Genomic DNA, 23,864 nt, shown 5'->3' with positions numbered 1-23,864 from the left:
TTGCAGGCCCGCCTGCGGCCGCTCTCTCAGGCCGCAGCCAGCGTGCGGTCGACGAAGGCGCGGGCGGCCTCGCGGGCGATCTCCGAGGAAAAGCGGCGCAGCATCACCACGAGGTCGTCGGCCTCCACCCCATCCTGCGACTGGTAGCGCTCCAGAACCTCGGCAATCATCAGCCGTGCAACGGCCGGGTTCGACGGGATGACGAGATCCGGGGAGATTTCGCGGGCAAGATCCCGCCACACGCCGACAGCAACCTGGATCAGCGGATGAGTGCGTGCAGGCAGGCCCGCCCGCGCAAGCAGAGCCCGGACCGCCAGCCCGCGGCCGGTCTCCAGCACCGTTTGCACGCGTTCCGCGCCCATGCCGGACAGGCGCACCAGCGCCGCATTGAAAAGACGTATGTTGCCCGTGCAGAGCGCTCGCAAGAGCAGCCCGGCGGTCAACTGTCCCGTTTCCAGCAAATGTCCGACCAGGGCCTCGGTGTCCTGCGGACCGGCCTGGCTCGCCAGCGTCACGGTCGCGCGTTCCCGCGCCTCCGCGACCACGGTCCGGGCACGCTCCTCCTTCAACCCCCTGCGAACCAGAGGGTGATCGCTCAAGAGGTCGCCCACCTGTTTCAACAGCATCTGGCGGATCTCGATGGGAATGCCGGGACGGGCCATCAGCGCCTCGCGCAGAACCGCGTCCTTGCCGTGCCGCTCCGCCAGCCGCACCAGGCTGAAGCGAGGGATCTCGGCCGTTTCGTTCTCGGCCAGCGCCTGACACGCCTGCAGCGAGCCGACCTCGGCAATCGCGGCGGCCACCTGCGCCGACAGATGGAAACGGCGCGCGACTGCCGCCGGCAGAGGGTCGAAAACCCCGCCGATGGCATCGACCAGTTCCGCGTCGAGCAGCACCGGCGACCGCTCCAGAATGGGCAGGGCGACCTCCGGCAGATCACTCGCCAGCGCCAGCACCACTTCGCGGGGAGCCTGCTCGCTGCGCGACAGCGCCTCGGCCAATGCCCGCCGCACCTGCACCGCCGGATCGTCGAGCAGGATGATCATCGCCGCCTCGGCCGCGTCGCGGTCTTCCGAGGTCATCTGTGAGTGAAGATAGGCCCGCGCCAGCGCGCTTGTCGCTTCCGCCCGCCGGGCCACCGGCGCATCTGCCATCCAACGCAGAAACTGATGCACGATCATGATGCGTAGTCCCCTGGGTCGCGCCGCGTATCGCAGCGCAGGTCACCAGTCTGGGGCCAAAACGCTTAAAGCTTCGTTCACCATAAAACCTTCGTTCACCATGATCGGCAGCAGACGGAAACGCATAAAGGCGCGCGACCGATCAGGACCGCACGCCGCCCATGGCTTCACCGCTGCCGGCAGTTCATACCGGTGGCAGAAGCTCCTTCTGCGAGAAGGCTGGCCTGTAGTTGAGGAAGCCGGTCAGGTCCATCGGCTGGCTGCGAACCAGACTTGCCGTCCTCTGTGCACCTGCCTCGGTCAGGATCCGGGATCGGCGCTCGGCATAAGCGTCGCTGGCGGAGGCCATTTCCAGACGGGCCGCGGCCCGCTCCAACGCTTCGGCCTGCCCCGCTTCCTGGGCAGCAAAGGCGGAGGTAAAGCGCGAGTCGAACGACACCCGGCGGGCCTCCATGCCATTGCGGAACAGCGCATGGAACGGCGAGGAAATGTCGTCGGTCGCCGACCACGCCGTCAGCACCCGACTGGTCGGATTGCCGTCCGCGCCGGACCTGTCCGTTCCTTGCGCGGGAGCATAGGCAAGCTCCGTCGCCCCTGCGGGCTTGGCTTCCGGCAGGCTGGCGACCATGGTGCCGCGCGCGCCCGGCAGGGCCGGCATCGGCCCGCCGTGCTTGGAGACCAGGTTGGCATAGACCTCGGACACGCTGCGCGCGCCGCTTCGGTCGTAGAAGATCGGCTTGTTGGCCTTCGCCTGGCGCGCGAACACCCGGTCGGCGGCGAGATCCGGTTGGCTCTGGGCCAGCGAGATCAGCTTGTGTGCACCGCCCGCGCCCAGGAAATGCGCGATGTAGAGTTCGCCCTCGCTCGGCGCCCGGCCGAGCTTCTCGCTCAGATAGGCGGCGTTCTTCTGGGTCAGTTCGCCCGCCATCATCGAGGAGATATGCGCGTCGTTGCGCAGGTTGAGAATCTTCTCGCGCATCGCCGGATCGGCCACCCGGTACTTGCCGCTGGCCGTTCGCTCGATCTGGTCGGCATATTGGCCAAGGCCATGGCGCCCGCCCGCCTCCTTGACCGTTTCCAGCCAGGTGCTTTCGATGAACTGGAAGAGGCCGGTCGCGCTGGATGTGCGCGCCCGCGCCGTCTCGACGAAGTTGGATTCCCGCTTCGCCGTCTTCACCAGATACTCGAAGGAGGTGCCGGTCGTCGTGCTGGCCGACTGGAACGCCTGCTCGATCCTCGACGCGATCGAGATCGGTTCGCCGACTTTCATGCTCCGCTCTCCTGCGTCACGGATGTCTTAGGATTTGATTAAGAGTCGCGACCATTTGGTTAACGGATGGTTAACATCCGCTAACGCCCGTTGCGAATTGCACTTTGTGTCTTTAATCCGGGAGCTTGATTCGTCGGAATAGCGGATCTGCCGGCGGTTACGCCGGCCGGCCTAAAGGGAGGAAACCATGCCGGGGCTGTATTACGAGGACTTCACTGTCGGTCACATCTTCACGCATTCGCTGACCCGCACGGTGACCGAGATGGACAACATGCTGTTCTCCAACATGACTCTCAATCCCCAGCCGCTGCATATCGACAGACATTTCTGCGAGACGCAGACGGAGTGGGGCCAGCCGCTCATGAACAGCCTCTTTACGCTCGGACTGATGATCGGCATCTCCGTCAATGATACGACGGTCGGCACGACCATCGGCAATCTCGGCATGACCGATGTCCGCTTCCCCCATCCCCTGTTCCAGGGCGACAGCATCCACTGCACCACGGAAGTCGTCGCCAAGCGCGAATCGAAGTCGCGTCCGGACGCCGGCATCGTCGAATTCGAACATAAGGCCTTCAACCAGAACGACGTGCTCGTTGCCAGTTGCCGGCGGCAGGCCTTCATGAAGAAGAAGGGGTGAGGACATGCGGTCCCTCCTCTTCGTTCCCGGCGACAGCGAGCGCAAGCTGGAGAAGTCGCTGACATGCGGCGCCGACGTGCTCCTGGTCGACCTGGAGGATTCCGTCGCCATTGATGCCAAGCCGAGGGCGCGCGAAACCGCGGCTGCCTTCCTTGGCGCGGCGGGCCAGCACGCCGGGCGCCCGCGCCTCTATGTCCGCGTCAACGCGCTCGACACCGGCGAGACCGACGCGGATCTCGACGCGGTGATGCGCGCGGCACCCGATGGAATCATGCTGCCCAAGTCGATCTCCGGCATGGATGTGCAGCACCTTTGCGCCAAGCTTGCCGTCCATGAAGCGGAGCACGGGCTTGCCGACGGCGCCACCCGCATCATCGTGGTTGCCACGGAGACCGCCGCCTCCGTCTTCAATCTTGGCACCTATGCGGGAGCGAGTCCGCGCCTTGCCGGCCTGACCTGGGGCGCTGAAGATCTTTCGGCCGATCTCGGTTCGCTCGGCAACAGGACGGCGGACGGGCGCTATTCCGGCCCCTTCTGGCTCGCCCGCAACCTCTGCCTGTTTGGCGCCGTGGCGGCGGATGTCGCTCCGGTGGATACCGTCTTCACCAATTTCCGCGACATGGACGGCCTGCGCGCCGAGGCCCTGGAAGCCCTGAACGACGGCTTCACCGGCAAGATGGCGATCCATCCCGCCCAGGTGCCGGTGATCAACGAGGTCTTCACCCCCTCGCCTGACGAGATCGCCAAGGCCAGACGGATCTTCGAGGCTTTCGCCGCCGCCGGCAATCCCGGCGTCGTCGGCCTCGACGGCGAAATGCTCGACCGGCCGCACCTGCGGCGGGCTGAAAAGATCCTGGCCCGCGCGGGCAGCACGGCAGGGGACTGAAGACGAAAAAGGCCGGAGGGCGCATCCCCTCCGGCCGACTCTCCAATCGCTGTGGCGGCGGAGGCTCAGGCCTTGGGCCGACGCATCTGGAACACGCTGTCGACCACCGCATAGTCCATGTAGCCGAGGCGCGAGAGCGGCCGCGCCCTGGTCACGTCGAACAGGCCGTCGACCAGCATCGCCTCGTCGATATGCACCGCGACGACCTCGCCGAGCACCATCCAGTTGTTTGTCGGCGTGCCGTCATGAGCGGTCAGGCGGATCGTCTGCAAGTGCTTGCATTCGAGCGCCACTTTCGCCTCGGCGACGCGCGGAGCATCGACAAGCAGCGAGTCCTGCGGCGTCAGTCCAGCCTTGCCGAACTCCGACACGCCCCTGTCGAACGGTGCCGATGACGTGTTCATCGCGTCCTTCAGGTCTTCGGTGGCAAGATTGAACACAAACTCGCCGGTCTCGTCGATGTTGGCCACCGTGTCCTTGTAGCCGGAGGACGAGAACATCACGATCGGCGGCGTATCGCAGACCGCGTTGAAAAAGCTGTAGGGCGCAAGGTTCAGCGATCCGTCCGCCGCCCGGCTGGAAATCCAGCCGATCGGCCGCGGTGCCACCAGCGCCTTGAACGGGTTGTGCGGCAGGCCATGCCCCTTGGCCACCTCATAGCTGTACATGCTCATGCCGCACTCCATTCACTGATCAGGTCGTCGAGATCCGGTCGCGGCCGTTCGCTCGGCGGCTGCGAGGGGGTGCCAAGGTGGATGAAGCCGGCGACCCGTTCCGTCTCGGCAAGGCCGAGCATGGCGGAGACCTCATCATCGAAAGCCATCCACTCGGTCAGCCACTGCGCGGCAAAGCCGCTGGCATGCGCCGCCAGCACCAGGTTCATGCACACGGCGCCGACGCACAATTGCTGCTCCCAGACCGGGATCTTGGGATGAACGGCAGCGCGGCTGATCACCGCGACCACCAGCGGCGCCCGGGTGAAGCGGGTCAGCTCCTGGTCGCGCCGTTCTGCCGAAAGCTCGCCCTCGCGCGCTTCCGCAAGCGGCAGCAGCCGCCGGCCGAGCTCGGCACGCGCGTCTCCCCGGATCAGGATGAAGCGCCAGGGCACCAGCTTGCCATGATCCGGCACGCGAGAGGCCGCCTGCAGGATCGACCGCAAGACGTCACCGTCCGGCGCAGGCTCGACCAGGGTCATGGCGGGGTGCGAGCGCCGTGTCAGCAGCAGGCGCAGGGTGTCGGATTGCTCCGTCGTCATCGTCAGCCTTTGGGTCAGCGCCGTCCGCAAAGGACGGCAGGGGATGGAAGGTGCACGCAAGGCGCGCTCGCTTCCATGACCTAGTCGGGTTTTCGCGCCTGTCAATCAGGCCAGAGCCTCCCGCGACAGATGACTTGAAATTGCCCCAGTTTTGGAGTGGAACCCGCAGAGGGAAATTTTTCCGATCGGTTTGGGTTCATGACAGGGGCAGGCATCCGGCAGATGCAGGTGATCAGGGTTTTCGCAATCGCGCTTTGCCTCATCGGAGTGACACTCTCCCCGCTTCGGGCAGAGGAGGTCCTGGCACCGCCGGTCAAACCCGACAACCTCAATGCCCCTCAGGCAGATGCGGCCCCTCCCGTACTTGGCGACCTGCTCGGCGGCAACGCCGTCCCCGGATCCTCCACCCCCGTCGTCCCCTATGCCCCGGCGATCACTCCCGATGCCGGTATGCCCGACCAGGGCACCGAATCGCCCGTCTACATGGTCGCCCGCCTGTCCGACGACGGACCGGCCCTGACCCAGGGCGTGACGTGGCGAGTCTATCGGCCGGCATTGAACCAGAACGGCCGGCTGGAACTCGTCGCAACCGCCAGGGGCGGCGATGCCGATTTCCGCCTGCCGCCCGGCGAGTATTTCGTCCACACCGCTTATGGCTATGCCGGCCGCACCAGCCGCATCTCCGTGCGCAACGGCCTCACCAGCCAGACGGTGGTGCTGAATGCCGGCGGCATCAAGCTCGACGCCCAGTTCTCCGGCAACCAGCCGATCCGCACCGGCCGACTGGTGTTCGACATCTATGAGCGGGAATACAACAGCCGCGGCGAGCGCAAGGTTGTCGCCAGCAACATCAAGCCTGGAGACATCGTACGGCTGAATGCCGACACCTATCACATCGTCAGCCGCTACGGCGCGGTGAACGCCACCGTGCGCGCCGACATCCGCGTCGAGCCCGGCAAGCTGACCGAGGCGACCGTCTTCCACAATGCGGCGCGTGTCACCCTGAAGCTGGTCAACCAGCCGGGCGGCGAGGCCATCGCCAACACCAACTGGTCTGTGCTGACGCCGGGTGGCGACACGGTGGTGGAAGGAACCGGCGCCTTCCCGGCCTTCGTCCTGGCCTCGGGCGAGTATCAGGTAATCGCCCGCAACGAGGACAAGCTGTACTCGCGCGAGTTCGAGGTAAAGACCGCCGCCCATGGCGAGGTCGAAGTCCTGACGAGTTCTCTGCTCAAGCAGTGATCCGACGCAGCCGGCGACGATCCCGCCTGACCCGCGGGCGCGGGACACTCGGCGCCATCGCGACGACGCGGGCCAGCAGATGCTCGGTCATCGCCTTCTGATCGCCGAAGGCCTCCAGTTCCTCATATGCGATCGGTGCGCCGACGCGCACCGGCAGGTCGCAGCCCATGATCCGTCGGAACTCCCGAATGTACATCGACAGCCGCAGTGTCAGAGAGACGCGCGAGACAAGGTGGAAGAGCGGCGAATTCTGGCCGTCGAAATAAAGCGGGATGACCGTCGCGCGGGCCGCGCGGATCATCTTGGCCGTGAAGGTCTTCCACGGCAGCTCCCGCGCACGCCCGAAGGGGCGCTGCGCCGTCGCGACCCCGCCTCCGGGAAACACCACGATCGTGACGCCTTCGGCAAGCAGGCGCAGCGCCTCCTTGCGGGTGCGCATGTTGGTCCTGAGCGCCTCCGCGGTTTCCTCGAAGTCGACCGGCAGCGCATAGGGCCGGATCTCCGGCGCCTTCAGGAGTTCGTTATTGATGAGAATGCGATAGGGACGCCCCAGCCGCTCGGCCAGGGACAGGATCGCGAGCCCGTCGCCGAGGCCATAGGGGTGATTGGCGATCATCACCAGCGGTCCCTCCGGCAGGTTTTCCGGCGGCCAGCTTCCCTCCTCCACCACCACATCGACGCCGATCAGCGCCAGCAGGTCGCTCCATTTGGTGGCCGACGTGGCGGCGATGGCATCGCGCCAGTAGCGATAGTAGCCAAGCAGATAATTGCGTCCCGAGAGCGTCTCGATCCCGCGGATCAGCGTGCGCTTGCCCCAGGAATGCGCCTCGTTGGCGTAGCTGAGTTCCGTTTCCCTCACCCCCGGCCCCTGAATTCATTCATGCCTGTGCGAATTAACCTGTGATCTAGCCCGCCTTGCGTGACAGGATCGCGACACTCCCGGCCGCTCCCCGGCAAAAAGGGCCGACCGGGAGATCCCGGCCGGCCCTTTGTTCACAGCGGCATGCGTCGGCCTTAGCTGCGCCGCAGGTCCGGTGCCACCGCTTCCTCGACAAGCGCGGCGATCGCCGCGTCGAGGCCGGTGACTGACTGCTGCTGGGAGCCGAGGCGGCGAATGTTGACGGTGCGCTCTTCCGCCTCGCGCTTGCCGCACACGACGATGACCGGCACCTTGGCCAGCGAATGCTCGCGGACCTTGTAGTTGATCTTCTCGTTGCGCAGGTCGAGCTCAGCCCGCAGACCGGCCTTCCTCATCGCCGCCTGCACCTCGCTTGCATAGTCGTCGGCCTCCGAGGTGATGGTGGTGACGACCACCTGCTGCGGTGCCAGCCACAGCGGGAAATGGCCCGCGAAGTTCTCGATCAGGATGCCGAGGAAGCGCTCCATCGAACCGCAGATGGCGCGATGGATCATCACCGGGGTCTTCTTCTCGCCGTCCCGATCGACATAGAAGGCGCCGAAGCGCTCCGGCAGGTTGAAGTCCACCTGGGTGGTGCCGCACTGCCAATCCCGGCCGATGGCGTCCTTGAGCGTGTATTCGAACTTCGGGCCGTAGAACGCGCCTTCGCCCGGCAGAATGCCGGTCTTGATGCGCCCGCCGGACTGCTCCTCGATCTGCTTGAGCACCCGGGTCATCACCTCTTCGGCATGGTCCCACAGCTCGTCCGAGCCGACGCGCTTTTCCGGCCGGGTCGACAGCTTCACGACGATCTCGTTGAAGCCGAAGTCCTCGTAGACCGAGAGGATCAGGTCGTTGATCTTCAGGCACTCCGCCGCCATCCGCTCCTCGGTGCAGAAGATATGGGCGTCGTCCTGGGTGAAGCCTCGCACGCGCATCAACCCGTGCATGGCGCCCGAAGGCTCGTAGCGGTGCACCGCGCCGAACTCCGCCAGCCGCAACGGCAGATCGCGATAGCTCTTCAGCCCGTGCTTGAAGATCTGCACATGCCCCGGGCAGTTCATCGGCTTCAGCGCGAAGAGGCGCGTGTCCTCCGCCTCCGGGTCGGCGCACTGCACGGAGAACATGTTCTCCTTGTACCAGCCCCAGTGACCGGAGGTCTCCCACAGCGAGGTATCGAGGATCTGCGGAGCGTTGACCTCGTCATAGTCCTCGTCGAGGCGCCGGCGCATATAGGCGACGAGACTCTGGAACAGGCTCCAGCCCTTGGCATGCCAGAACACGACGCCCGGCCCCTCTTCCTGGAAGTGGAACAGATCCATCTCCCGGCCGAGCTTGCGGTGGTCGCGCTTCTCCGCCTCCTCCAGCATGTGGAGATAGGCCTTGAGCTCGGCCTCGTTCGCCCAGGCAGTGCCGTAGATGCGGGTCAGCATCTCTTTGTTGCTGTCGCCGCGCCAATAGGCGCCGGCCACCTTCATCAGCTTGAAGGCATCGCCCACCTGACGGGTCGAGGCCATGTGCGGCCCCCGGCACAGGTCGAGCCAGTCGCCCTGGCGATAGATCTTCACGTCCTGGTCGGCCGGAATCGCATCCACCAGTTCGACCTTGTAGGTCTCGCCCTTCGCCAGAAAATGGCGCTTCGCCTCGTCGCGCGACCACACCTCGCGGGTGAATGCATCGCCCCGCTGGATGATCTCGCGCATCTTCTTCTCGATGACCGGCAGATCGTCGGGGGTGAAGGGCTCGTCGCGCTTGAAGTCGTAGTAGAAGCCGTTCTCGATCACCGGACCGATGGTCACCTGCGTCCCCGGCCACAGTTCCTGCACCGCCTCGGCCATCACATGGGCGGCGTCGTGGCGGATCAGTTCCAGCGCCCGCGGATCTTCGCGGGTGACGATCTCCAGCCGGGCGTCGCGCTCGATCGGCAGCGACAGGTCGGCAAGTTCGCCGTCGAGCGTCACCGCGACGGCCTTCTTGGCGAGCGACTTGGAAATGCCGGCAGCGATCTCCGCGCCGGTCACGCCAGGCGCAAAGTCGCGAACCGAATTGTCGGGGAAGGTCAGATGGATCATGTCTGTCTCCGGCTCACTCCTGCAAACAGGGCAGGTAAGCGTTGATGGTCGGCCGCGCGTGCAAAATGCGCAGCGCGAACCGCGCTCCATTTAGGTGATTTGGGCGAAAGGGGCAACCTGCGGAACAGTCAGGGCGCCAAGGCTGCTACCGCGCCTCGATCCGGCGGACGAACCAGCGCACCAGCCGCTCCCAGACCGCGTCCTTCTCCATCGAGTCCTCCACCCCGTGATCGAGGTTGGGATTGTCGTTGACCTCGATGACGACGACCCGGTCGCCGAACGACTTCAGGTCGACGCCATAGAGTCCGTCGCCGATCAGGCGGGCGGCGCGTATGGCGGTCTCCACCACCGCCGGCGGCGTCTCGGCGAGCGAGATGGAGCGGAAGCTGCCCTCCTTCGCCTGCTTGCCATCCTCGTGCTTGACGATCTGCCAGTGCTTCTTCGCCATCAGATACTGCACGGCGAAGAGCGGCTCGCCGTCGAGCACGCCGATCCGCCAGTCGAAGTCGGTCGGGCAGTATTCCTGCGCGATGATGATATCGCTGTCGTCCAGCAGTTCCTTGAGCTTTTCGGTGATCGCCGCCTCGCCGGCCACGCGGAACACGCCGCGGCTGAACGACCCGTCCGGAATTTTCAGCACCACCGGAGACCCGAGACGCGCTTCCAGCCCGATGGCCTCCTTGACGCTGGACAGCACCGCGGTCTTGGGGATCGGGATGCCGTGCGTCTCCATCAGTTCGGCGAGATAGACCTTGTTGGTGCAGCGGATCATCGACACCGGGTCATCGATCACCGGCATGCGCTCCTGCACCGCCCGGCGGGCGAAGCGGTAGGTGTGGTTGTCGATATTCGTCGTCTCGCGGATGAACAGCGCGTCGTATTGCGCGAGCCGGTCCAGGTCTCCCTTGCCGATCGGCACGATCTCCACCCCCTGGCGCGCGGCGACCTTGGCCAGGTGGCGCAGCGACTCCTGGCTGGAAGGTGGCAGATCCTCCTTCGGATTGGCGAGCACGGCGAGCGAGTATTTCATCGGCAGGCGCTGCTTGGGGGCCCGCCAGGCGCGGTGCGTGTAGCGCTCCAGGCTGGCGTTCAGGAAGCTGCGTGCCGACGCGTCGAGGTCGGAGATCGGCACCACCCGGATGCGGGTGATTGCCCGCCAGGTCTCCTTGCCGAGGTTCACTTCCAATATCGGCGCGCGATACCAGTCGAACAGCAGCCGAGCGAAAGGCTCCAGCGCCGCAATCTCGGTCTGCCCGAGGCAGACAAGCAGCTTGTCGCCGACGCCTTCCGCCTTGGCGAGGCAGCGATTGAGGCTATCCTCCAGCTCGGGCAGCGCGTGGCGATAGAGCCCCTTGCGTGATAGCTCGATCATCGTCTCGACATTCGGCAGCACCCGGTGCTGCCGTGCCTCGGCCAGCAGCGAGGCATAGTAGCCCGCGCCCTGATAGGCGAAGGACCGCGACAGATTGATGATGTTCGGGTTGGTTCCGGTGAAGAGCTTCGGGCGCAGCATGTAGTCGCGCACGCTCATCACCTTGTGGGGTGTGTCGGCGTTGGAGAAGTCCTTCGGATTGTCGACGAGAACGACCCATGTGGCCATCGGTCTCAGCCCTTTCTCAAGATGATCTGCGCGCGCACCGGCGGCTTGCCCCAGCGGGCCATGCGGTCGAATTCGGCATCCGGCACCGGCAGGTTCGAGGCATCCTGCGGCGTCTCGTAGCCCTCGTAGCCGAGCCATGGATCGTGGATGAAGAGATGGCGGGCATCCTCGCCCTGCACCAGCACCCAGTGAGGACCGCGCCGGCCGAGCATGCGGTATTCGGAGATGAGCACGATGGCGAGCGCGCCGGCGCGCAGCTCCTCCGCCAGCGAACGGGCCGGCAACTGCTCCTCCATCACCGGAATGCCGAGCCTCCGCGCCTCGGCACGGTAGTCGTCCTGCACGATCTGCATCACCCGCTGCTTGTCGGGATCGCGCACGGACGAGATGAACAGATGCCCCGGCGGCGACAGGCGCACCTCGGCGGAAAGTCCGCGGTTTGCAGCCGCGACCGCAAGACCGAACGGCCCGCAGCCGCCATGGCCGGAGGCGAGATAGATGGTCGTCGATTCCCGCCAGAGCCGCAGTTCAAGCCTTTCGCTCAGGTCGGTCGCCGGGTCGAAATGCTTGAGCGCCATCATCAGGCAGGCGGGCCCGCAGGTGAACTCGGTCGTCTGCGCATAGTAGGCCACGGCCGAAGGCGGTGCGGCCTCGTCATGCAGCAGCTTCTCCATCCGCAGCGCGGCGGTGCCATCCTCGTAATAGTCGGCAACCCGTCCGTGCACGCGGTATCCGGCTTTTGCGTAAAGTCCGCGGGCGGTGGCGTTGTCCTCGCGCACTTCCAGCCGCAACACGATGCGGTCACGTGCGAAGGCATCGGCCTCGGCCGCCGCCAGCAGCGCACGCCCCCATCCCCGGCCACGCACCTCCCTGCGCAGGGCAAAGGAATAGAGCCGCGCCAGCGCCGTCCCGGATCGGAACAGCAGCAAGGCGTAGCCGATGATCCGCCCCTTGCTCTCCGCGATCACGAAGGAGGCGCCCGAACTCTCCAGGAACCGGCGGAAGGAACGCCGCGAGATCCGATCCTGCGTGAAGCAGGCCTCCTCGGCCTCGACCAGGCCCGCAAGGTCAAGGGCGGTGGCGGCGCGCAGCACTGTCCCGGCGCCGCCGGGCCAAGGTTCCGGGTCGGTTTCGGGCGCGGCTTCGCGGCCCGTCTCGGGCATGGCTGCGGAATCAGCTTCAGGAGTGTTCAAATCCGGGTCTCCCGGGAAGTCTTCAGGATCGCTCACCGGTCGCCGCCTGTTTGTCGATGGCGCTGTACCAATGATGCCCCGAAAGCCCTCTATCTCCAAATTCGTCCTGCGTCTTCAACGGCTTTCGCATGGCTCGCGCGGATTTCGCATGGCGATGGAGCGCGGCACTCAGTCCAGCCGGGTCGCCGGATCGATGTGATGTGATGTCCAGCGTCCGTAACGCCATGGCAGGTACCAGCGCGCATGCTCAGGCAGCGTCTCGGGAATGGGGTCGAACCCGCTGCCTCCGCCAGGCCGGCATCGCTGGATACGGGCGATCCCGATCCAGATCCCGGCCCACAGCCCGTGATAGGCAATGGCATCGGCCGTGTAGCCCGAACAGCTCGGCGCGTAGCGGCAGGAGCGCCCGAGAAAGGCCGACAGCGTCAGTTGGTAGATGCGGATCAGCAGCAGCGCTATCCGTGCGGCAATCCCCGGCACGGGAGGAGGACGTCCGACCACCCCGGCGTGGGAGCGCTCGCCGGGTGAGGGATCCCGAGAAGGAGGGTCGTGGGGAGGATGACCGGAGCACATGGCCGAACGGCTCAGGCCGCCCGCCGCGCCTCGATCTGCTCGGCCGCCTCCAGCGCCGCCTCGAAGGCCAGCATGGTGGACGCATGACGCGCTTTGAAATCGCGCACCGGCAGCAGAACCTCGGCTTCGGCGAAACGGCCGGTCGGCGGTGGGCCGTTCTCCTTGAGCATGGCCAGCATCGCGTCGCGCGCCTCGCGCAGCTCCGCCAGCGTCGCCCCCGTGATGTGCCGCGCCATGATCGACGCGGAGGCTTGCCCGAGCGCGCAGGCTTTGACGTCCTGCGCGAAATCGGTCACAACTCCTTCTTGCATTTTGAGGTCGACAACCACCGTCGAGCCGCACAGTTTGGAGTGTGCCTTCGCGGAGGCATCGGGTGCGTCGAGACGGCCGAGGCAGGGGATATTGCCGGCAAGTTCGAGGATCTTCGAGTTGTAGATGTCGTCGAGCATGAGCGCCTCATCAAGACGGCGTGACGCCGGATCAACCGGCTTCACAGCCGTTTGGCATTTCTTATATAGGGTGGAACGCGGGAAAGAAATGGACACACACGTCTCATGTGGCGGCCAAACGGGGCGGACCGCAGGCCGCCGTCGCAATTCAAACACGATACCGTGCGACCCCTCCGCCACCCGAGACAGAGCCCTTGGAAGGCTCCAGTGGTCCGAAATCACGGGGGCGACGTAAGGGATGCGGAATACAATACAATCGGGAGATCCCGCAATGGATGCCATCTTGAAGCCGGTCACGACCCGGAACGATGCCGCAGCGGCGACGCGCGCCCGACCGTCCCGCGAGGAGGTCGAGGCCGCCGTCCGCACGCTTCTCGCCTGGACCGGAGACGACCCCGAGCGCGAGGGCCTGCTGGATACTCCCAAGCGCGTCACCAAGGCGTATGAGGAAATCTTCTCCGGCTACTTCCAGGACCCGGCGGAGCACCTCCAGCGTACTTTCGAGGATGTCGGTGGCTATGACGACATCGTTCTGGTGCGCGGCATTCCGTTCTTCTCCCATTGCGAGCATCACATGCTTCCCTTTGTCGGCGAGGCGCATGTCGCCTACTATCCGGCAGAGGGTGTCGTCGGCCTGTCGAAGATCGCCCGAGTGGTCGACATCTTCGCCAAACGCCTGCAGACGCAGGAGAACCTGACGGCGCAGATCGTCGATTCCATCGACACCCATCTCGCTCCGCGCGGCATCGCCGTGATGATCGAAGCCGAGCATCAATGCATGACCATGCGCGGCGTGCAGAAGCAAGGCGTGACGACCATCACCACCCAGTTCACCGGCGTGTTCCGCGACGACCCGAGCGAGCAGGTCCGCTTCATGAGCCTTGTTCGCGACCCACGTCGCGGCTGACATCAAAAAGACGCCGTCCGGCGTCGACGGAAGACCCATGACAGAGCTTCGTTTCGCCGGACGCGGCGACAAGAACGAACTGGAAAACGGTGCGGTTTTCCAGCCGAAGTTTGACGGCGACGGGCTGATCGCCTGCGTCATCACCGATGCCGACGACGGGACCGTGCTGATGGTCGGCTACATGAACGCCGAGGCGCTTGCCCGCACCATCGAGACCGGCGAGGTCTGGTACTGGAGCCGCTCACGCCAGGAATTCTGGAAGAAGGGCGGGACTTCGGGCCAGGTCCAGCAGGTTGTCGAGATCCTCACCGACTGCGACCAGGACGCCCTGGTCGTGAAGGTGCGGGTGGGCGGCAACGGCGCCACCTGCCACGTCGGGTACCGCTCCTGCTTCTATCGCCGGGTCGTTGCCGGCGAAGACGGCACTGTACGCCTCGAGCATTCCGGCGGGGAGCGGGTCTACGATCCCAAGGACGTCTACGGCCACTGAAGCGCCCACCGGCGAGCCACTGACGCGCCTGTCGCCCTCAGCGCAGAAGCGGAAGGCTGCCGCAGATCCGGTCCACCGCCTTGCGCGGTCCTGCTAGCAGGATCGCCTGGGGCCTGTGGCCGGCCAGCGGCGCCGAGGCGATCCGCGCCCGGTAGTCGTCGTAGTTCCGCGCCTCGAAGGCCGCCCGCATATAGGCGAGACGCACCGGCAATGCCTCCGCCGCCGCAAAGAGCTGCGGCAAGTCGTCCTCCGGCGCGCCGAGCACCGGCAGCGCCACCCTGGTGATACCCGACAGCGCGACACCGTCACCCGTCGGCGTGTCGGCTCCCACAAGGTCGGGGTGGAGTTGGCCGAGGCTCATTCCCAACACGGCCGAAAAATTCGCCTTGAGCCCAACAGGCAGGCTCTCGCACAAGATGATGACAGGCTTGATCGACATGGCGTCCCCTTTCGTCAGGGGAAGCCCTTGCCATGGCGCGCGGCTCTGCGGATTGGACGAAATTGACCTGTCAGTGCCGGAGCAGCGCACCCGGGGTAACGCCGTAGTGCCGCCGGAACTGGCGGATCATGTGGCCCTGGTCGCAGAAGCCGGCGGCAACCGCCGCCTCCGCCGCCGCGACCCCATCCAGCAGCAGCCGCCGTGCAAGATCCACCCGCTGGCGCAGCACATGGGCATGCGGGGTGAGACCGGTCGCCCTGGCGACGCTGCGCACCAGATAGGACGGGCTCAGGCTCATCTCCGCGGCAAGATCCGCCAGTGACAGGCTCTCCCCCACCTCCACACCGAAGGCAATGCGTTCCCTGAGCCGCCTGACGGCGGCAGGCTCCCGCCCGGCGGCCCGAAGCTCGGCGCCCCCGTAGTGAGTAAAGGCTCGAGCCAGAACCTCGTGAACCGCCTCTTCCACCGCCAGCCGCCGGTCCGGCATCGGACCGCCATTCAGCCGCGCGGCAAGTGCCCCGAGCGCCTGTGTCAGTTCCAACTGGCGGTCGCGCGGAGCGATGGCGGTGAAGCCGCGCAGAACTCGCAGTCCCAGCACCTCACGCACCGCCGTCTCCGAGACATAGAGCATGGTGTAGCGGACGCACTCCGCCGCCGCATGACCGGTATGCGGTTCCTCCGGATTCATCAGCGACAAGGTTCCGGCTGGCAGGACCATGCTCTCGCCGCGACAGACATAGCCGCCTGCCCCTTCGGCAATCGCTCCGATAGCGAAGCCTTCATGGGCATGACGGCTGAAGGTCTGCGTGCTGAAGGCAGCCTCGAACAGTTCGATTCCGTGATGCCAGGCGAGATGATGATAGCGGTTCGCCTGCATGGCTTGCCGTTTAACCTTTCTGCGGTCCGGACAAGACCGGACTGCCATGGGCGGAGCGGGGCTGAGCGCCGCGTCTCGCCTTCAGGTCATGGCAATATAGTTGCGCATGTCCTCAGCCTCGCGCTCGATCTGCGCGATGCGATGCTTGACCACGTCGCCGATGGAAATCAAGCCGGCGAGCTTGCCGTCCTTCACCACCGGCACATGGCGGAATCTGCCGCCGGTCATCCGCGCCATCACCGAGTTCACCGTCTCGCTCGCGTCGCAGGTGACGACTTTCGCCGTCATATAGGCCGAGGCCGGCTTGTCGAGCGCGTCGGGACCGTCCTGCGAGATCGCCCGGACCACATCGCGCTCGGAAACGATCCCACGGATCCCGCCCTTCTGGTCGGTGATGACGATGGCGCCGATACGCTTGGCCCCGAGGATGGCGCAGATCTCGCGCATCGTCGTCTCGGCACGCTCCGTAACGACATCCCGCCCCTTCTCGTTGAGAATTGATGCGACCGTCATGTCCGACCTCCCCGGTGGCTTGTCCTGGCTGCGGGCCGGGGACCCTCCCGTCCCCGATTCCGCCCCCATCATGACAAATCCTTGTTTCGGCGCAATCGGCAACACTGCGAGGCCCTGGCCCTAACCGCCATTCCTGCGTCGGGGGACCGGATCGAAGAGAGAAAACAAGGCAAAGCCTGCAACAAACCCGCCGATATGTGCTTCCCAGGCGATGCTGCCTCCCTCGCCGACAATGGGCACCGAGACAACGCCAAAGAGCAAGTTGAGGCCGAACCAGACCAGCATGAACATCGCGACCCTGGGATTGGACAGGGTTGTCAACATGTTCGAGGCCGGCCGCTGATAGGCCAGGTCATCCGTGCGCCGCATGGCACCGAGCGGCCCGCCCATGTCGAAGACGAACCGTGTCGCCGCTGCCATCTGGCCGGAGATCGCGGCCGAAGCTCCGATCATCGGCACGAGTTCACCGAAATGGAAAGCCAGGTGCAACGCCGCGCCGGCGACGGCGCAGACGGCCGACAGCAGCAGGAAGCGCGCGGCTCCGAAGCGCCGGGCAACCGCCGAGCCAAACACCACCATCCACATCACATTGACGAAGAGATGCGCCCAACTGCCATGCAGGAAGGCGTAGGTGAGGAAGCTCCAGACCTTCGCGCCCTCGCCGCCCGGCAACTGATAGAGTTCCACTGCATCCGGCAGATAGCGCGCCGGCAGAAAGCCATAGGCAAGCAGGACCTCAATCCGCGAACTCATAGGCATCAGGAACCAATCCGCCGCATAGATGCCGATAAGCAGCAGCGCCAAACTCCTCACTATCCTCGGCAGGTTGAAAACCGGCTCCGGCGGTGGCGGCTGGCCCTGGTCGTCGATCTCTTCGGCTCTTGGTTCGTGCATCGTCTCTCGCCTGGCGGGAATTGTACCGTCTCCAGATCGGCCGGCCGGCCGGCCTCCGTCAAGCCGCGACATGCCGCCTCGGCCAAAGAAAAACCGCCCGCCACGCTTTCGCGCGGCCCGGGCGGTCAAGGAACGGCAGGAAACCGGTGCTTTTACCCGGTTCCTGCGAACGAAGTCAGGCGACGTGCAGTGCAGGTAGGCTCGCTTTCACCAACTGGTAGATTCTGCACATCAAACCAACGCTACGGCAACTGCCACCGTTCGTTAACCTTAACAGAAAGTAAATCGAACCGGTCAACTCGTTGGCATGCGGCCTGCTTTGTCTCTCCCCAGGTGCGGCGCAAGGCGGACAACCGTCCCGAAGACGGACAGTTTTCCTTCCTCGCCCCTCCAGAAGCAGCAGGCCAACCGCATTCCGGCACACGCGCCGGGTTCTGCGGCCAGGCCTTGCGCGAAAACAGGACAGCAGCCTCGCCCAGGCAATGGGCGGGACACCTTTCCGGGGCGAGGTTTGACATGAAACATCCGGTGACGCAGCGGCTCTACGAGTACTGGGACAGCCTTCGAGGCGAACGCCCGGCACCCGACCGCGGCGAGATCGAGCCCGGCCGGATCCGCGCCGTCCTTGGCGACACGTTCATCCTGGAACTTGTCGACCGCGACACCTATCGCTTCCGCCTTGCCGGGACGCGCCTGTGTGCGCTGCATTGCCGGGAGTTGAAGAACCGCAACATCCTGCGCGGCTGGTCGAGCGAAGATCGCGAGGCGCTTGCCACCCTGCTTGCGGCAGTGACCGAGGACGCGGCAGCCGCGGTGATCGGCGTGGCCGGCTTCACCGAGCGCAAACAGTCTGTCGACATGGAGATGCTGCTGTTGCCGCTGCATATTCCCGGCGAAGGCTGCAGCCGGGTGCTCGGTGCCTGCGTTGCCCTTGAGCAGCCCTATTGGGCAGGCATGCATCCGATCCTGTCGCAGACGATCAAGAGCGTGAGATTGATCTGGCCGGACGAGCGCCCCACCTTCCTCAGGCCGCAGGCGCGAACCGCCACCAGCCCGGTCCCGCAATTCGGTCGCGAGCCGGCGGCGATCCGCAGTTCCGCCCCGCTGCCGTTGCTCGCGGAAGCCCGGCGGGTTCAACACCTGATGGTGATCGAGGGCGGGAAGAACTGACGCCTGCGCCACTGTCGCAGGCGTCGAACCGGGCGGCACGACCGCCTTACGCAAGGGCAGCACTTACGCTCTGTTAACTGCCATGTCATAACGTCGATCAGCAGTGTTCGCGCGGCCGCCGGAGCCGTGCGCTCCAGGGAAGGTCGACGACGCATGGCGCATGCCACGGCACTCACTTACACGACAGCCGACGCCGCCAAGCAAGTCGACCGACGGCGCCATTCCCGCGTGCCTGTCCACATCCTCGGCCGCTTCATGCTCGAGGATCGTCGCGAATATCCCTGCCAGATCATCGACATGTCGCCTGGCGGCGCCGCCCTGATCGCGCCGGTTCCAGCACGTGTCGGCGAACGGGTCGTTGCCTATGTCGACCATATCGGCCGCATCGAGGGCGAGGTGGTGCGGGAGATCGAGGGTGGCTTCGCCATCCGCATCAATGCGACGCAGCGCAAGCGCGACAAACTCGCCAACGTTCTGACATGGCTTGCCAATCGCGATGTGCTCAACCTGCCGGAAGACCGTCGCCACGAGCGCTTCACCCCGAAAAACCCGGTCACCCAGATCGTCCTTGCGGACGGGCGCAGCTACAAGTCGCTCATCATCGACGTGTCCCTGTCGGGCGCCTCGCTCAAGACTGAGGTGAAGCCGGAGATCGGCACCGCGATCGGCATCGGCAAGATGCGTGCGCGCGTCGTGCGCCACACCGAGGACGGTATTGCCGTCGAGTTCGCGCACATCCAGAACCGCGACCTGCTCGAACAGCACATTTCCTGATCCTGCCGCAGTAAATGCGCAGATCGAACCGGCCGGAGCCGCCTCCGGTCGGTTCGATGCATTTGCGCGCATCCCCCCCACTTGACGCCCCGCCCCTCCGCATCACCGATGCGGCGGCGAGGGTCGATTTGCGCGTTCTGCGCTCGCCCGCCTCATGCTCGGGATCATTACAATTTTATTCTATTTAAGTATAAATTGTCGTATAAACTGAATTTATTTCAAATAAACTTCCGTATCGGACCTTAGACGCAAATAAAAACGCGTGTGTCATTGTCTAGTCAGCCTTGGGGAGGGCGAAGACATGACGATGAACACAAAGATACTGAAGTATACGCTGGTCGCTCTGGCGCTGCTGGCAACAAGCACAGCGCAGGCCGACCCTGGGACGGGACGCTTTATGGAAACCGGCGCGGCCGCGAAGGCTCCCATCGGCCATATCGGCTTCTGTCAGGAGAACCCGGTCGAATGCCAGCCCGATGGCAAGGACGCGGTGGTCGTCAAGCTTGACCGGGCCCGGTGGAACGAATTGCTGGCCGTCAATGCCGAGGTGAACGCCCGCATTCGGCCGGTGACCGACCTCGAACTCTTCGGTGTCGAGGAATACTGGACCTACCCTGTCGATGGGGCCGGCGACTGCGAGGAATACGTGCTGGAGAAGAAGCGCGTGCTCGTGAGCCGCGGCTGGCCGGCCAGCGCATTGCTGATCACCGTCGTCAAGGACACGAACAACGCGGGCCATGCCGTTCTCACGGTCCGCACGGATCAGGGGGACATCATCCTCGACAATCAGATCGAGGCCGTCCTGCCCTGGTATTCGGCGCCCTATCGTTTCGTGAAGCGGCAGTCAGTGTCGCATCCGGCACAATGGGCGGCGATCTCCGACCGCCGGACCAGCACGCTGGCCAGCATCGGAAACTGACTTGAGTGGTGGGACAAGGTCCCGCGACAAGGCAGTTTGGCACGACACGGAAATTGCGCCGTTACTGATGGCAACCAGGCCCATCCCCCTCCCCCATACCCCGGGGTCGGGTTGCCCGGCCGGTCTCCGCTCCGCGGAGGCCGGCCTTTTTTTGCGATCAGCCTCCGGCCACCGGCGAGAGCCCGTTGGCGTAGCGGCGCCACTGGGCGACATAGCCGTCGGCGGAGCCAGCGATTCCGGCCTCCGCGGCCGCGTCGAGCTGGCGCACCACCCGTCCGGGCATTCCCACCACCAGCGAGTTGTCCGGGATCTCCTTGCCTTCGGCAATCAGCGCATTGGCACCGATGATGCAGTTGCGCCCGATGCGGGCGCCGTTCAGCACCGTCGCCCCCATTCCCACCAGCGTATTGTCGCCAATGGTGCAGCCGTGCAGGATCGCCTTGTGGCCGATGGTGCAGCCGCGCCCGATCTCCAGCGGAAAGCCCATATCCGTGTGCAGAACGCAGCCGTCCTGCACGTTGGAGCGCTCTCCGACGGTAATCGTTTCATTGTCGCCGCGCAGCACCGCAGAGAACCAGACGCTGGCGTCCCGCTTCAGGACGACCCGGCCGATCAGTGCCGCATTCGGAGCCACCCAGAAGGCTCCCTGCTCGGGTGTGATGGGACTGTGATCGTCGAGGCGGTAAAGCGGCATGGAACACTCCGGAATAGCTGGCCTCAATCAGGCCTTGCGGCATCAGGAGACGGACGCGCGCCCGCGCCCGTCAACCTTACAGGACCACGGTCAGAGCGACATGCACCACCATGATGCCGGAGCAAAGGCTCCACATCCCGGCGATCGTCGAGGAGGCAACAAGCCAGCCGAGCGGCCTTTGTTCGACCCGCCGGCCGCGAATCGCGTTGCGCATGATGATGAAGGGGCCTGCGAAAACACACAGCAGACAGGACAGGACGCCCTTGATCCAGGTTTCGACCGATATGGCGAAACGAAGGGGCTCTCCGGTCACAAGTTGATAGAAACTGCCGATGATTCCGGAGATGACAAAGCCCGCGCAGCCCAGATAGACCGCCAGCGCCAGTTCACTCATGGTGCCGTTAACCCCTCGTTAACCAATTCTCTGGGAACCTTAATAGGAAACTCACGTCTCGCACCAGCAATTAGCATGCCGTTTCCACGGGTCCATTAACGAACTGGTAACCATAAAGATGGCGAACGGAGTGCCCCGCGTCCCGGAGCAGATCGGGACACCCGTCCCGGATCGGGACAATCTGCTGGGTCACCTGCCGTGGCCGGGGTTGCCGTCGCGGCCTGCAACAGGAGCGCTCGGATGATGCCGTTGACGCTTCCCGGCGGAACGGGGGTTGAGGCCCGCCATTTCACATCGATGGTCGTTGCGCTGGCGCTTGCCGGCACCGCTCTGCTCGCCCACACGGTCGGAAGCTGGCTGAACTACACGCGCGGCCCCACCGGCTGGAGCGACAGCCGCGAGCGTGTCGCCATAAGTCTCGGCGATGTGCAGCTCAAGGTGCCGGCCAACATGATGCGGCGGGTCGAGGAGCGCATTGCCGGCGGCTCCGTCGACCGGCTGAGCCTTGCAGTCCTGTGGCCGTCCATGGACGGCTACAGCGAGTTCAACGCCCGCGCCTTTGCCGATCCCAGCGATACGTCCGCCGTCATGCTCGTCTCGCTGGAGCCGCTTGCCACCGCCGACATCATGGACACGAGCGAGCGGCTCACCCATGTCTGGCTTTCGCTTGCCTCGGGCGATCCTCTGCCGGGCCCTGCGGGCCTCGCCCTGCTGCCCTTGCCCGGTGATGCGGCAAGCGGCACGGACTTCGTAGCACATCGCTCCCAGGACGGCCGGCTGTTCGCAGCCCGCTGCTTCACGCCGCGCGACAAGACGCTTGCCGCGAGCTGCGAACGCAGCATCCGCCTCGGCCATGGCCTCTTCGCCACCTATCGCTTCCGCCAATGGCAGTTGGAGCACTGGCAGAGCCTCGATGACGGCGTCGCCGCACTGGTTGCCCGTTTCGCGCCGCAACCGGCCTCCTGACCGCACTTCGCGGTCGCACTCGGTGACGGGAACCGCGAAACGAAAAACGGGCGCCCGCCCCGCGGTGCGCCCGTCTTGGTTCCGTCCGTCCGGTCCCCCTGAAGCGCTGGCGGCTCAGGCCTCGTCGAGGTCGTAGGACAGGATCGCCATCTGGAAGTTCCAGCTCAAGTCGTCGTCGTCATCGTCGCGATAGATCACGCCGATGAACTCCTCACCGATATAGACTTCGGCGGAATCGTCCTTCTTCGGCCGCGCCCGGACAACAAGCTTCGGAAGCTCGAACTTCTTCTGCAAATAGGCTTCGAGCTTGCGGATCTCGTCTGGCTTCACGAAAGGCTCCTTTCAAAGGCCACGGCTCTTTCCCTGGCGGCCCCATGAGTTGCCGGCAATGCCGGATTGGCCCCGAACCTACACATTCGGCCGCGCGAACCAAGAAAAAAGCGCGCCTTTCCCCCAGGCGGGGAACTGCGCGCCTCATATTGATACCAGGTCGTCAGCCCGATCAGCCCCTGTCGCTGTCCGCCGAAAGCAACTGATCCATCGTCCGCGACGGCTCGGCACAGCCCGCCGCGCCGACCACCCGGGCCGGCACGCCGGCAACGGTGGAGTTCGGCGGCACATCCGTCAGCACGACCGACCCAGAGGCGACCTTTGAGCAGTGGCCGATCTCGATATTGCCGAGCACCTTGGCGCCAGCGCCCAGCAGCACGCCGTTGCGGATCTTCGGGTGGCGATCGCCCTCTTCCTTGCCCGTGCCGCCCAGCGTCACGTTCTGCAGGATCGAGACATTGTCGCCGATCTGCGCCGTGGCACCGACGACGATGCCGGTGGCATGGTCGACGAACACGCCGACGCCGACCGGCACCGCCGGATGGATGTCCACCTGGAAGGCTTCCGAGCACCGGCTCTGCAGATACAGCGCAAAGTCCTTGCGCCCGCGCTTCCACAGCCAATTCGCCAGCCGATGCGTCTGCAGCGCGTGGAAACCCTTGAAATAGAGCAGCGGCTCCAGCAGCCGGGTGCAGGCCGGATCGCGGTCATACACGGCGACGAGGTCGACCCGAAAGGCTTCCGCAAGCGCACGCGAATCCTGCAGCGCCTCCAGATAGGTCTGTCGGATCAGCGAGGGGGAAACCACCACATGGCCCAGCCGGTCGGCCAGCCGGTGCACGACAGCCTCCTCCAACCGGTCGTGGTTGAGCACGGTCTCGTAGGCGAAGGACGCGAGCGCCGGCTCGCAACGCACCATCGCCTCGGCCTCCTCGCGTAACTGGCTCCAGACGGGGTCATGGCGCGACAGGGTCGGCGCCTCGGCAAGGGGATTGATCTGCGGCATGCTCGCCTCCTTACGGAGCCTCCGCCACACGGGCAGGGCGGCCCCCTTTCAAGCATAGGTCGTGGGTGCCATCTTACCGCGATGTATGCAGGCAAGGCCATAGGTCAAGGCCGCCGGCGCGGTCAATTCACCTCCCGCCCTGCCCCGAACAGGCCCAACCGATCGATTTTCCGCCCGGTGCGAATGGACTGGGTCGCTGGAGATTGCAATATGCCCGCAGCCCTGCCGCGCC

Annotated in this window: 27 protein-coding genes; 9 read left to right on the top strand and 18 right to left on the bottom strand. The window is 65.3% G+C overall.

Annotated elements, in window-relative coordinates; translation table 11 throughout:
- Positions 1–26 precede the first annotated feature (26 nt).
- Together P2PM1_RS02585 and P2PM1_RS02580 are read right to left on the bottom strand one after the other, a co-directional pair.
- Positions 27–1,181: a DUF2336 domain-containing protein gene (locus tag P2PM1_RS02585; protein ID WP_186398023.1), complete on the bottom strand. Its 1,155-nt coding sequence runs from the start codon at positions 1,179–1,181 to the stop codon at positions 27–29.
- A 184-nt stretch (positions 1,182–1,365) separates the two neighbouring features.
- Positions 1,366–2,451, bottom strand: coding sequence for a lytic transglycosylase domain-containing protein (locus P2PM1_RS02580; protein WP_186398022.1), 1,086 nt, complete (start codon positions 2,449–2,451; stop codon positions 1,366–1,368).
- A gap of 187 nt (positions 2,452–2,638) precedes the next feature.
- Between P2PM1_RS02580 and P2PM1_RS02575 the strand changes: the two genes are divergently transcribed.
- A complete protein-coding gene (locus P2PM1_RS02575; RefSeq protein WP_186386427.1) occupies positions 2,639–3,091 on the top strand; it encodes a MaoC family dehydratase in 453 nt (150 codons plus the stop codon).
- Between the two features lie 4 nt (positions 3,092–3,095).
- Positions 3,096–3,977, top strand: a complete 882-nt coding sequence (locus P2PM1_RS02570; protein WP_186398021.1) for a CoA ester lyase — start codon at positions 3,096–3,098, stop codon at positions 3,975–3,977.
- A 65-nt stretch (positions 3,978–4,042) separates the two neighbouring features.
- On the opposite strand, the gene P2PM1_RS02565 is transcribed toward P2PM1_RS02570, so the two are convergent.
- Positions 4,043–4,645 (bottom strand): flavin reductase family protein, encoded by a 603-nt coding sequence (locus P2PM1_RS02565; protein WP_186398054.1) that lies wholly within the window; start codon positions 4,643–4,645, stop codon positions 4,043–4,045.
- 2 nt (positions 4,646–4,647) lie between these two features.
- Positions 4,648–5,232: a nitroreductase gene (locus P2PM1_RS02560; protein ID WP_186398020.1), complete on the bottom strand. Its 585-nt coding sequence runs from the start codon at positions 5,230–5,232 to the stop codon at positions 4,648–4,650.
- A gap of 198 nt (positions 5,233–5,430) precedes the next feature.
- Between P2PM1_RS02560 and P2PM1_RS02555 the strand changes: the two genes are divergently transcribed.
- A complete protein-coding gene (locus tag P2PM1_RS02555; protein WP_186398019.1) occupies positions 5,431–6,474 on the top strand; it encodes a hypothetical protein in 1,044 nt (347 codons plus the stop codon).
- On the opposite strand, the gene P2PM1_RS02550 is transcribed toward P2PM1_RS02555, so the two are convergent.
- The 6 genes from P2PM1_RS02550 to P2PM1_RS02525 all read right to left on the bottom strand — a co-directional run bounded on the left by P2PM1_RS02550 (position 6,464) and on the right by P2PM1_RS02525 (position 13,259).
- On the bottom strand, positions 6,464–7,333 hold the full coding sequence (locus P2PM1_RS02550) for a lysophospholipid acyltransferase family protein (protein ID WP_186398018.1): 870 nt from the start codon (positions 7,331–7,333) through the stop codon (positions 6,464–6,466). The genes P2PM1_RS02555 and P2PM1_RS02550 overlap by 11 nt on opposite strands.
- A 155-nt stretch (positions 7,334–7,488) precedes the next feature.
- On the bottom strand, positions 7,489–9,444 hold the full coding sequence (gene thrS, locus P2PM1_RS02545) for a threonine--tRNA ligase (protein WP_186398017.1): 1,956 nt from the start codon (positions 9,442–9,444) through the stop codon (positions 7,489–7,491).
- A 145-nt stretch (positions 9,445–9,589) separates the two neighbouring features.
- A complete protein-coding gene (locus tag P2PM1_RS02540) occupies positions 9,590–11,044 on the bottom strand; it encodes a RimK family protein (RefSeq protein ID WP_186398016.1) in 1,455 nt (484 codons plus the stop codon).
- 5 nt (positions 11,045–11,049) lie between these two features.
- Positions 11,050–12,207, bottom strand: a complete 1,158-nt coding sequence (locus tag P2PM1_RS02535; protein ID WP_186398015.1) for a GNAT family N-acetyltransferase/peptidase C39 family protein — start codon at positions 12,205–12,207, stop codon at positions 11,050–11,052.
- 198 nt (positions 12,208–12,405) lie between these two features.
- Positions 12,406–12,717: a membrane protein insertion efficiency factor YidD gene (gene yidD / locus P2PM1_RS02530; protein ID WP_244292938.1), complete on the bottom strand. Its 312-nt coding sequence runs from the start codon at positions 12,715–12,717 to the stop codon at positions 12,406–12,408.
- A 104-nt stretch (positions 12,718–12,821) separates the two neighbouring features.
- On the bottom strand, positions 12,822–13,259 hold the full coding sequence (locus P2PM1_RS02525) for an iron-sulfur cluster assembly scaffold protein (protein ID WP_186398014.1): 438 nt from the start codon (positions 13,257–13,259) through the stop codon (positions 12,822–12,824).
- Between the two features lie 271 nt (positions 13,260–13,530).
- On the opposite strand from P2PM1_RS02525, the gene folE reads away from it, so the two are divergent.
- Positions 13,531–14,166: a GTP cyclohydrolase I FolE gene (gene folE / locus P2PM1_RS02520; protein WP_186386417.1), complete on the top strand. Its 636-nt coding sequence runs from the start codon at positions 13,531–13,533 to the stop codon at positions 14,164–14,166.
- Positions 14,167–14,203: 37 nt separating this feature from the next.
- The gene (gene hisI, locus P2PM1_RS02515; protein WP_186386416.1) at positions 14,204–14,656 is read left to right on the top strand and encodes a phosphoribosyl-AMP cyclohydrolase; all 453 of its coding nucleotides are present in this window, start codon (positions 14,204–14,206) and stop codon (positions 14,654–14,656) included.
- A gap of 37 nt (positions 14,657–14,693) precedes the next feature.
- On the opposite strand, the gene P2PM1_RS02510 is transcribed toward hisI, so the two are convergent.
- From P2PM1_RS02510 to P2PM1_RS02495, 4 genes are all read right to left on the bottom strand, one after another.
- Entirely contained in the window at positions 14,694–15,095 is a 402-nt protein-coding gene (locus P2PM1_RS02510; protein WP_186396277.1) for a DUF2000 domain-containing protein, read from the bottom strand.
- Positions 15,096–15,165: 70 nt separating this feature from the next.
- Positions 15,166–15,972 (bottom strand): AraC family transcriptional regulator, encoded by an 807-nt coding sequence (locus P2PM1_RS02505; protein ID WP_186398013.1) that lies wholly within the window; start codon positions 15,970–15,972, stop codon positions 15,166–15,168.
- Positions 15,973–16,053: 81 nt separating this feature from the next.
- Positions 16,054–16,485 carry a CBS domain-containing protein gene (locus tag P2PM1_RS02500; protein WP_186386413.1) on the bottom strand — a complete coding sequence of 144 codons (432 nt, stop codon included), beginning with the start codon at positions 16,483–16,485 and terminating at the stop codon, positions 16,054–16,056.
- 120 nt (positions 16,486–16,605) lie between these two features.
- On the bottom strand, positions 16,606–17,298 hold the full coding sequence (locus P2PM1_RS02495) for a rhomboid family intramembrane serine protease (protein ID WP_244301389.1): 693 nt from the start codon (positions 17,296–17,298) through the stop codon (positions 16,606–16,608).
- Between the two features lie 597 nt (positions 17,299–17,895).
- Between P2PM1_RS02495 and P2PM1_RS02490 the strand changes: the two genes are divergently transcribed.
- The 3 genes from P2PM1_RS02490 to P2PM1_RS02480 all read left to right on the top strand — a co-directional run bounded on the left by P2PM1_RS02490 (position 17,896) and on the right by P2PM1_RS02480 (position 20,242).
- On the top strand, positions 17,896–18,549 hold the full coding sequence (locus P2PM1_RS02490) for a PAS domain-containing protein (RefSeq protein ID WP_186386411.1): 654 nt from the start codon (positions 17,896–17,898) through the stop codon (positions 18,547–18,549).
- Positions 18,550–18,702: 153 nt separating this feature from the next.
- The gene (locus tag P2PM1_RS02485; RefSeq protein ID WP_186386410.1) at positions 18,703–19,323 is read left to right on the top strand and encodes a PilZ domain-containing protein; all 621 of its coding nucleotides are present in this window, start codon (positions 18,703–18,705) and stop codon (positions 19,321–19,323) included.
- Between the two features lie 301 nt (positions 19,324–19,624).
- Positions 19,625–20,242 carry a transglutaminase-like cysteine peptidase gene (locus P2PM1_RS02480; RefSeq protein WP_208985169.1) on the top strand — a complete coding sequence of 206 codons (618 nt, stop codon included), beginning with the start codon at positions 19,625–19,627 and terminating at the stop codon, positions 20,240–20,242.
- A gap of 157 nt (positions 20,243–20,399) precedes the next feature.
- Here the strand turns inward: P2PM1_RS02480 and P2PM1_RS02475 are convergent, their stop codons facing one another.
- Positions 20,400–20,936 carry a gamma carbonic anhydrase family protein gene (locus P2PM1_RS02475; RefSeq protein ID WP_186398012.1) on the bottom strand — a complete coding sequence of 179 codons (537 nt, stop codon included), beginning with the start codon at positions 20,934–20,936 and terminating at the stop codon, positions 20,400–20,402.
- Positions 20,937–21,012: 76 nt separating this feature from the next.
- On the bottom strand, positions 21,013–21,330 hold the full coding sequence (locus P2PM1_RS02470; RefSeq protein WP_186386408.1) for a hypothetical protein: 318 nt from the start codon (positions 21,328–21,330) through the stop codon (positions 21,013–21,015).
- A gap of 240 nt (positions 21,331–21,570) precedes the next feature.
- Here P2PM1_RS02470 and P2PM1_RS02465 point away from each other — a divergent pair, with 240 nt between their 5' ends.
- Positions 21,571–22,296 carry a hypothetical protein gene (locus P2PM1_RS02465; protein ID WP_186386407.1) on the top strand — a complete coding sequence of 242 codons (726 nt, stop codon included), beginning with the start codon at positions 21,571–21,573 and terminating at the stop codon, positions 22,294–22,296.
- Between the two features lie 114 nt (positions 22,297–22,410).
- On the opposite strand, the gene P2PM1_RS02460 is transcribed toward P2PM1_RS02465, so the two are convergent.
- Both P2PM1_RS02460 and cysE read right to left on the bottom strand, forming a co-directional pair.
- Positions 22,411–22,626 carry a DUF3126 family protein gene (locus P2PM1_RS02460; protein WP_186386406.1) on the bottom strand — a complete coding sequence of 72 codons (216 nt, stop codon included), beginning with the start codon at positions 22,624–22,626 and terminating at the stop codon, positions 22,411–22,413.
- Positions 22,627–22,798: 172 nt separating this feature from the next.
- The gene (gene cysE, locus P2PM1_RS02455; RefSeq protein WP_186386405.1) at positions 22,799–23,632 is read right to left on the bottom strand and encodes a serine O-acetyltransferase; all 834 of its coding nucleotides are present in this window, start codon (positions 23,630–23,632) and stop codon (positions 22,799–22,801) included.
- Positions 23,633–23,864 lie beyond the last annotated feature (232 nt).

The sequence above is a fragment of the Stappia sp. P2PMeth1 genome, assembly GCF_900185735.1.
In the GTDB taxonomy this organism is placed as follows: domain Bacteria; phylum Pseudomonadota; class Alphaproteobacteria; order Rhizobiales; family Stappiaceae; genus Stappia.
This window is presented reverse-complemented; position numbering and strand designations above follow the sequence as displayed.

Coding starts and splice junctions, on each gene's coding strand:
- P2PM1_RS02585 (WP_186398023.1), bottom strand. CDS start 1,181: ATGATCGTGCATCAGTTTCTGCGTTGGATGGCAGATGCGCCGGTGGCC.
- P2PM1_RS02580 (WP_186398022.1), bottom strand. CDS start 2,451: ATGAAAGTCGGCGAACCGATCTCGATCGCGTCGAGGATCGAGCAGGCG.
- P2PM1_RS02575 (WP_186386427.1), top strand. CDS start 2,639: ATGCCGGGGCTGTATTACGAGGACTTCACTGTCGGTCACATCTTCACG.
- P2PM1_RS02570 (WP_186398021.1), top strand. CDS start 3,096: ATGCGGTCCCTCCTCTTCGTTCCCGGCGACAGCGAGCGCAAGCTGGAG.
- P2PM1_RS02565 (WP_186398054.1), bottom strand. CDS start 4,645: ATGTACAGCTATGAGGTGGCCAAGGGGCATGGCCTGCCGCACAACCCG.
- P2PM1_RS02560 (WP_186398020.1), bottom strand. CDS start 5,232: ATGACGACGGAGCAATCCGACACCCTGCGCCTGCTGCTGACACGGCGC.
- P2PM1_RS02555 (WP_186398019.1), top strand. CDS start 5,431: ATGACAGGGGCAGGCATCCGGCAGATGCAGGTGATCAGGGTTTTCGCA.
- thrS (WP_186398017.1), bottom strand. CDS start 9,444: ATGATCCATCTGACCTTCCCCGACAATTCGGTTCGCGACTTTGCGCCT.
- P2PM1_RS02540 (WP_186398016.1), bottom strand. CDS start 11,044: ATGGCCACATGGGTCGTTCTCGTCGACAATCCGAAGGACTTCTCCAAC.
- P2PM1_RS02535 (WP_186398015.1), bottom strand. CDS start 12,207: ATGCCCGAGACGGGCCGCGAAGCCGCGCCCGAAACCGACCCGGAACCT.
- P2PM1_RS02525 (WP_186398014.1), bottom strand. CDS start 13,259: ATGCTCGACGACATCTACAACTCGAAGATCCTCGAACTTGCCGGCAAT.
- folE (WP_186386417.1), top strand. CDS start 13,531: ATGGATGCCATCTTGAAGCCGGTCACGACCCGGAACGATGCCGCAGCG.
- hisI (WP_186386416.1), top strand. CDS start 14,204: ATGACAGAGCTTCGTTTCGCCGGACGCGGCGACAAGAACGAACTGGAA.
- P2PM1_RS02510 (WP_186396277.1), bottom strand. CDS start 15,095: ATGTCGATCAAGCCTGTCATCATCTTGTGCGAGAGCCTGCCTGTTGGG.
- P2PM1_RS02505 (WP_186398013.1), bottom strand. CDS start 15,972: ATGCAGGCGAACCGCTATCATCATCTCGCCTGGCATCACGGAATCGAA.
- P2PM1_RS02500 (WP_186386413.1), bottom strand. CDS start 16,485: ATGACGGTCGCATCAATTCTCAACGAGAAGGGGCGGGATGTCGTTACG.
- P2PM1_RS02490 (WP_186386411.1), top strand. CDS start 17,896: ATGAAACATCCGGTGACGCAGCGGCTCTACGAGTACTGGGACAGCCTT.
- P2PM1_RS02485 (WP_186386410.1), top strand. CDS start 18,703: ATGGCGCATGCCACGGCACTCACTTACACGACAGCCGACGCCGCCAAG.
- P2PM1_RS02480 (WP_208985169.1), top strand. CDS start 19,625: ATGACGATGAACACAAAGATACTGAAGTATACGCTGGTCGCTCTGGCG.
- P2PM1_RS02475 (WP_186398012.1), bottom strand. CDS start 20,936: ATGCCGCTTTACCGCCTCGACGATCACAGTCCCATCACACCCGAGCAG.
- P2PM1_RS02470 (WP_186386408.1), bottom strand. CDS start 21,330: ATGAGTGAACTGGCGCTGGCGGTCTATCTGGGCTGCGCGGGCTTTGTC.
- P2PM1_RS02465 (WP_186386407.1), top strand. CDS start 21,571: ATGATGCCGTTGACGCTTCCCGGCGGAACGGGGGTTGAGGCCCGCCAT.
- cysE (WP_186386405.1), bottom strand. CDS start 23,632: ATGCCGCAGATCAATCCCCTTGCCGAGGCGCCGACCCTGTCGCGCCAT.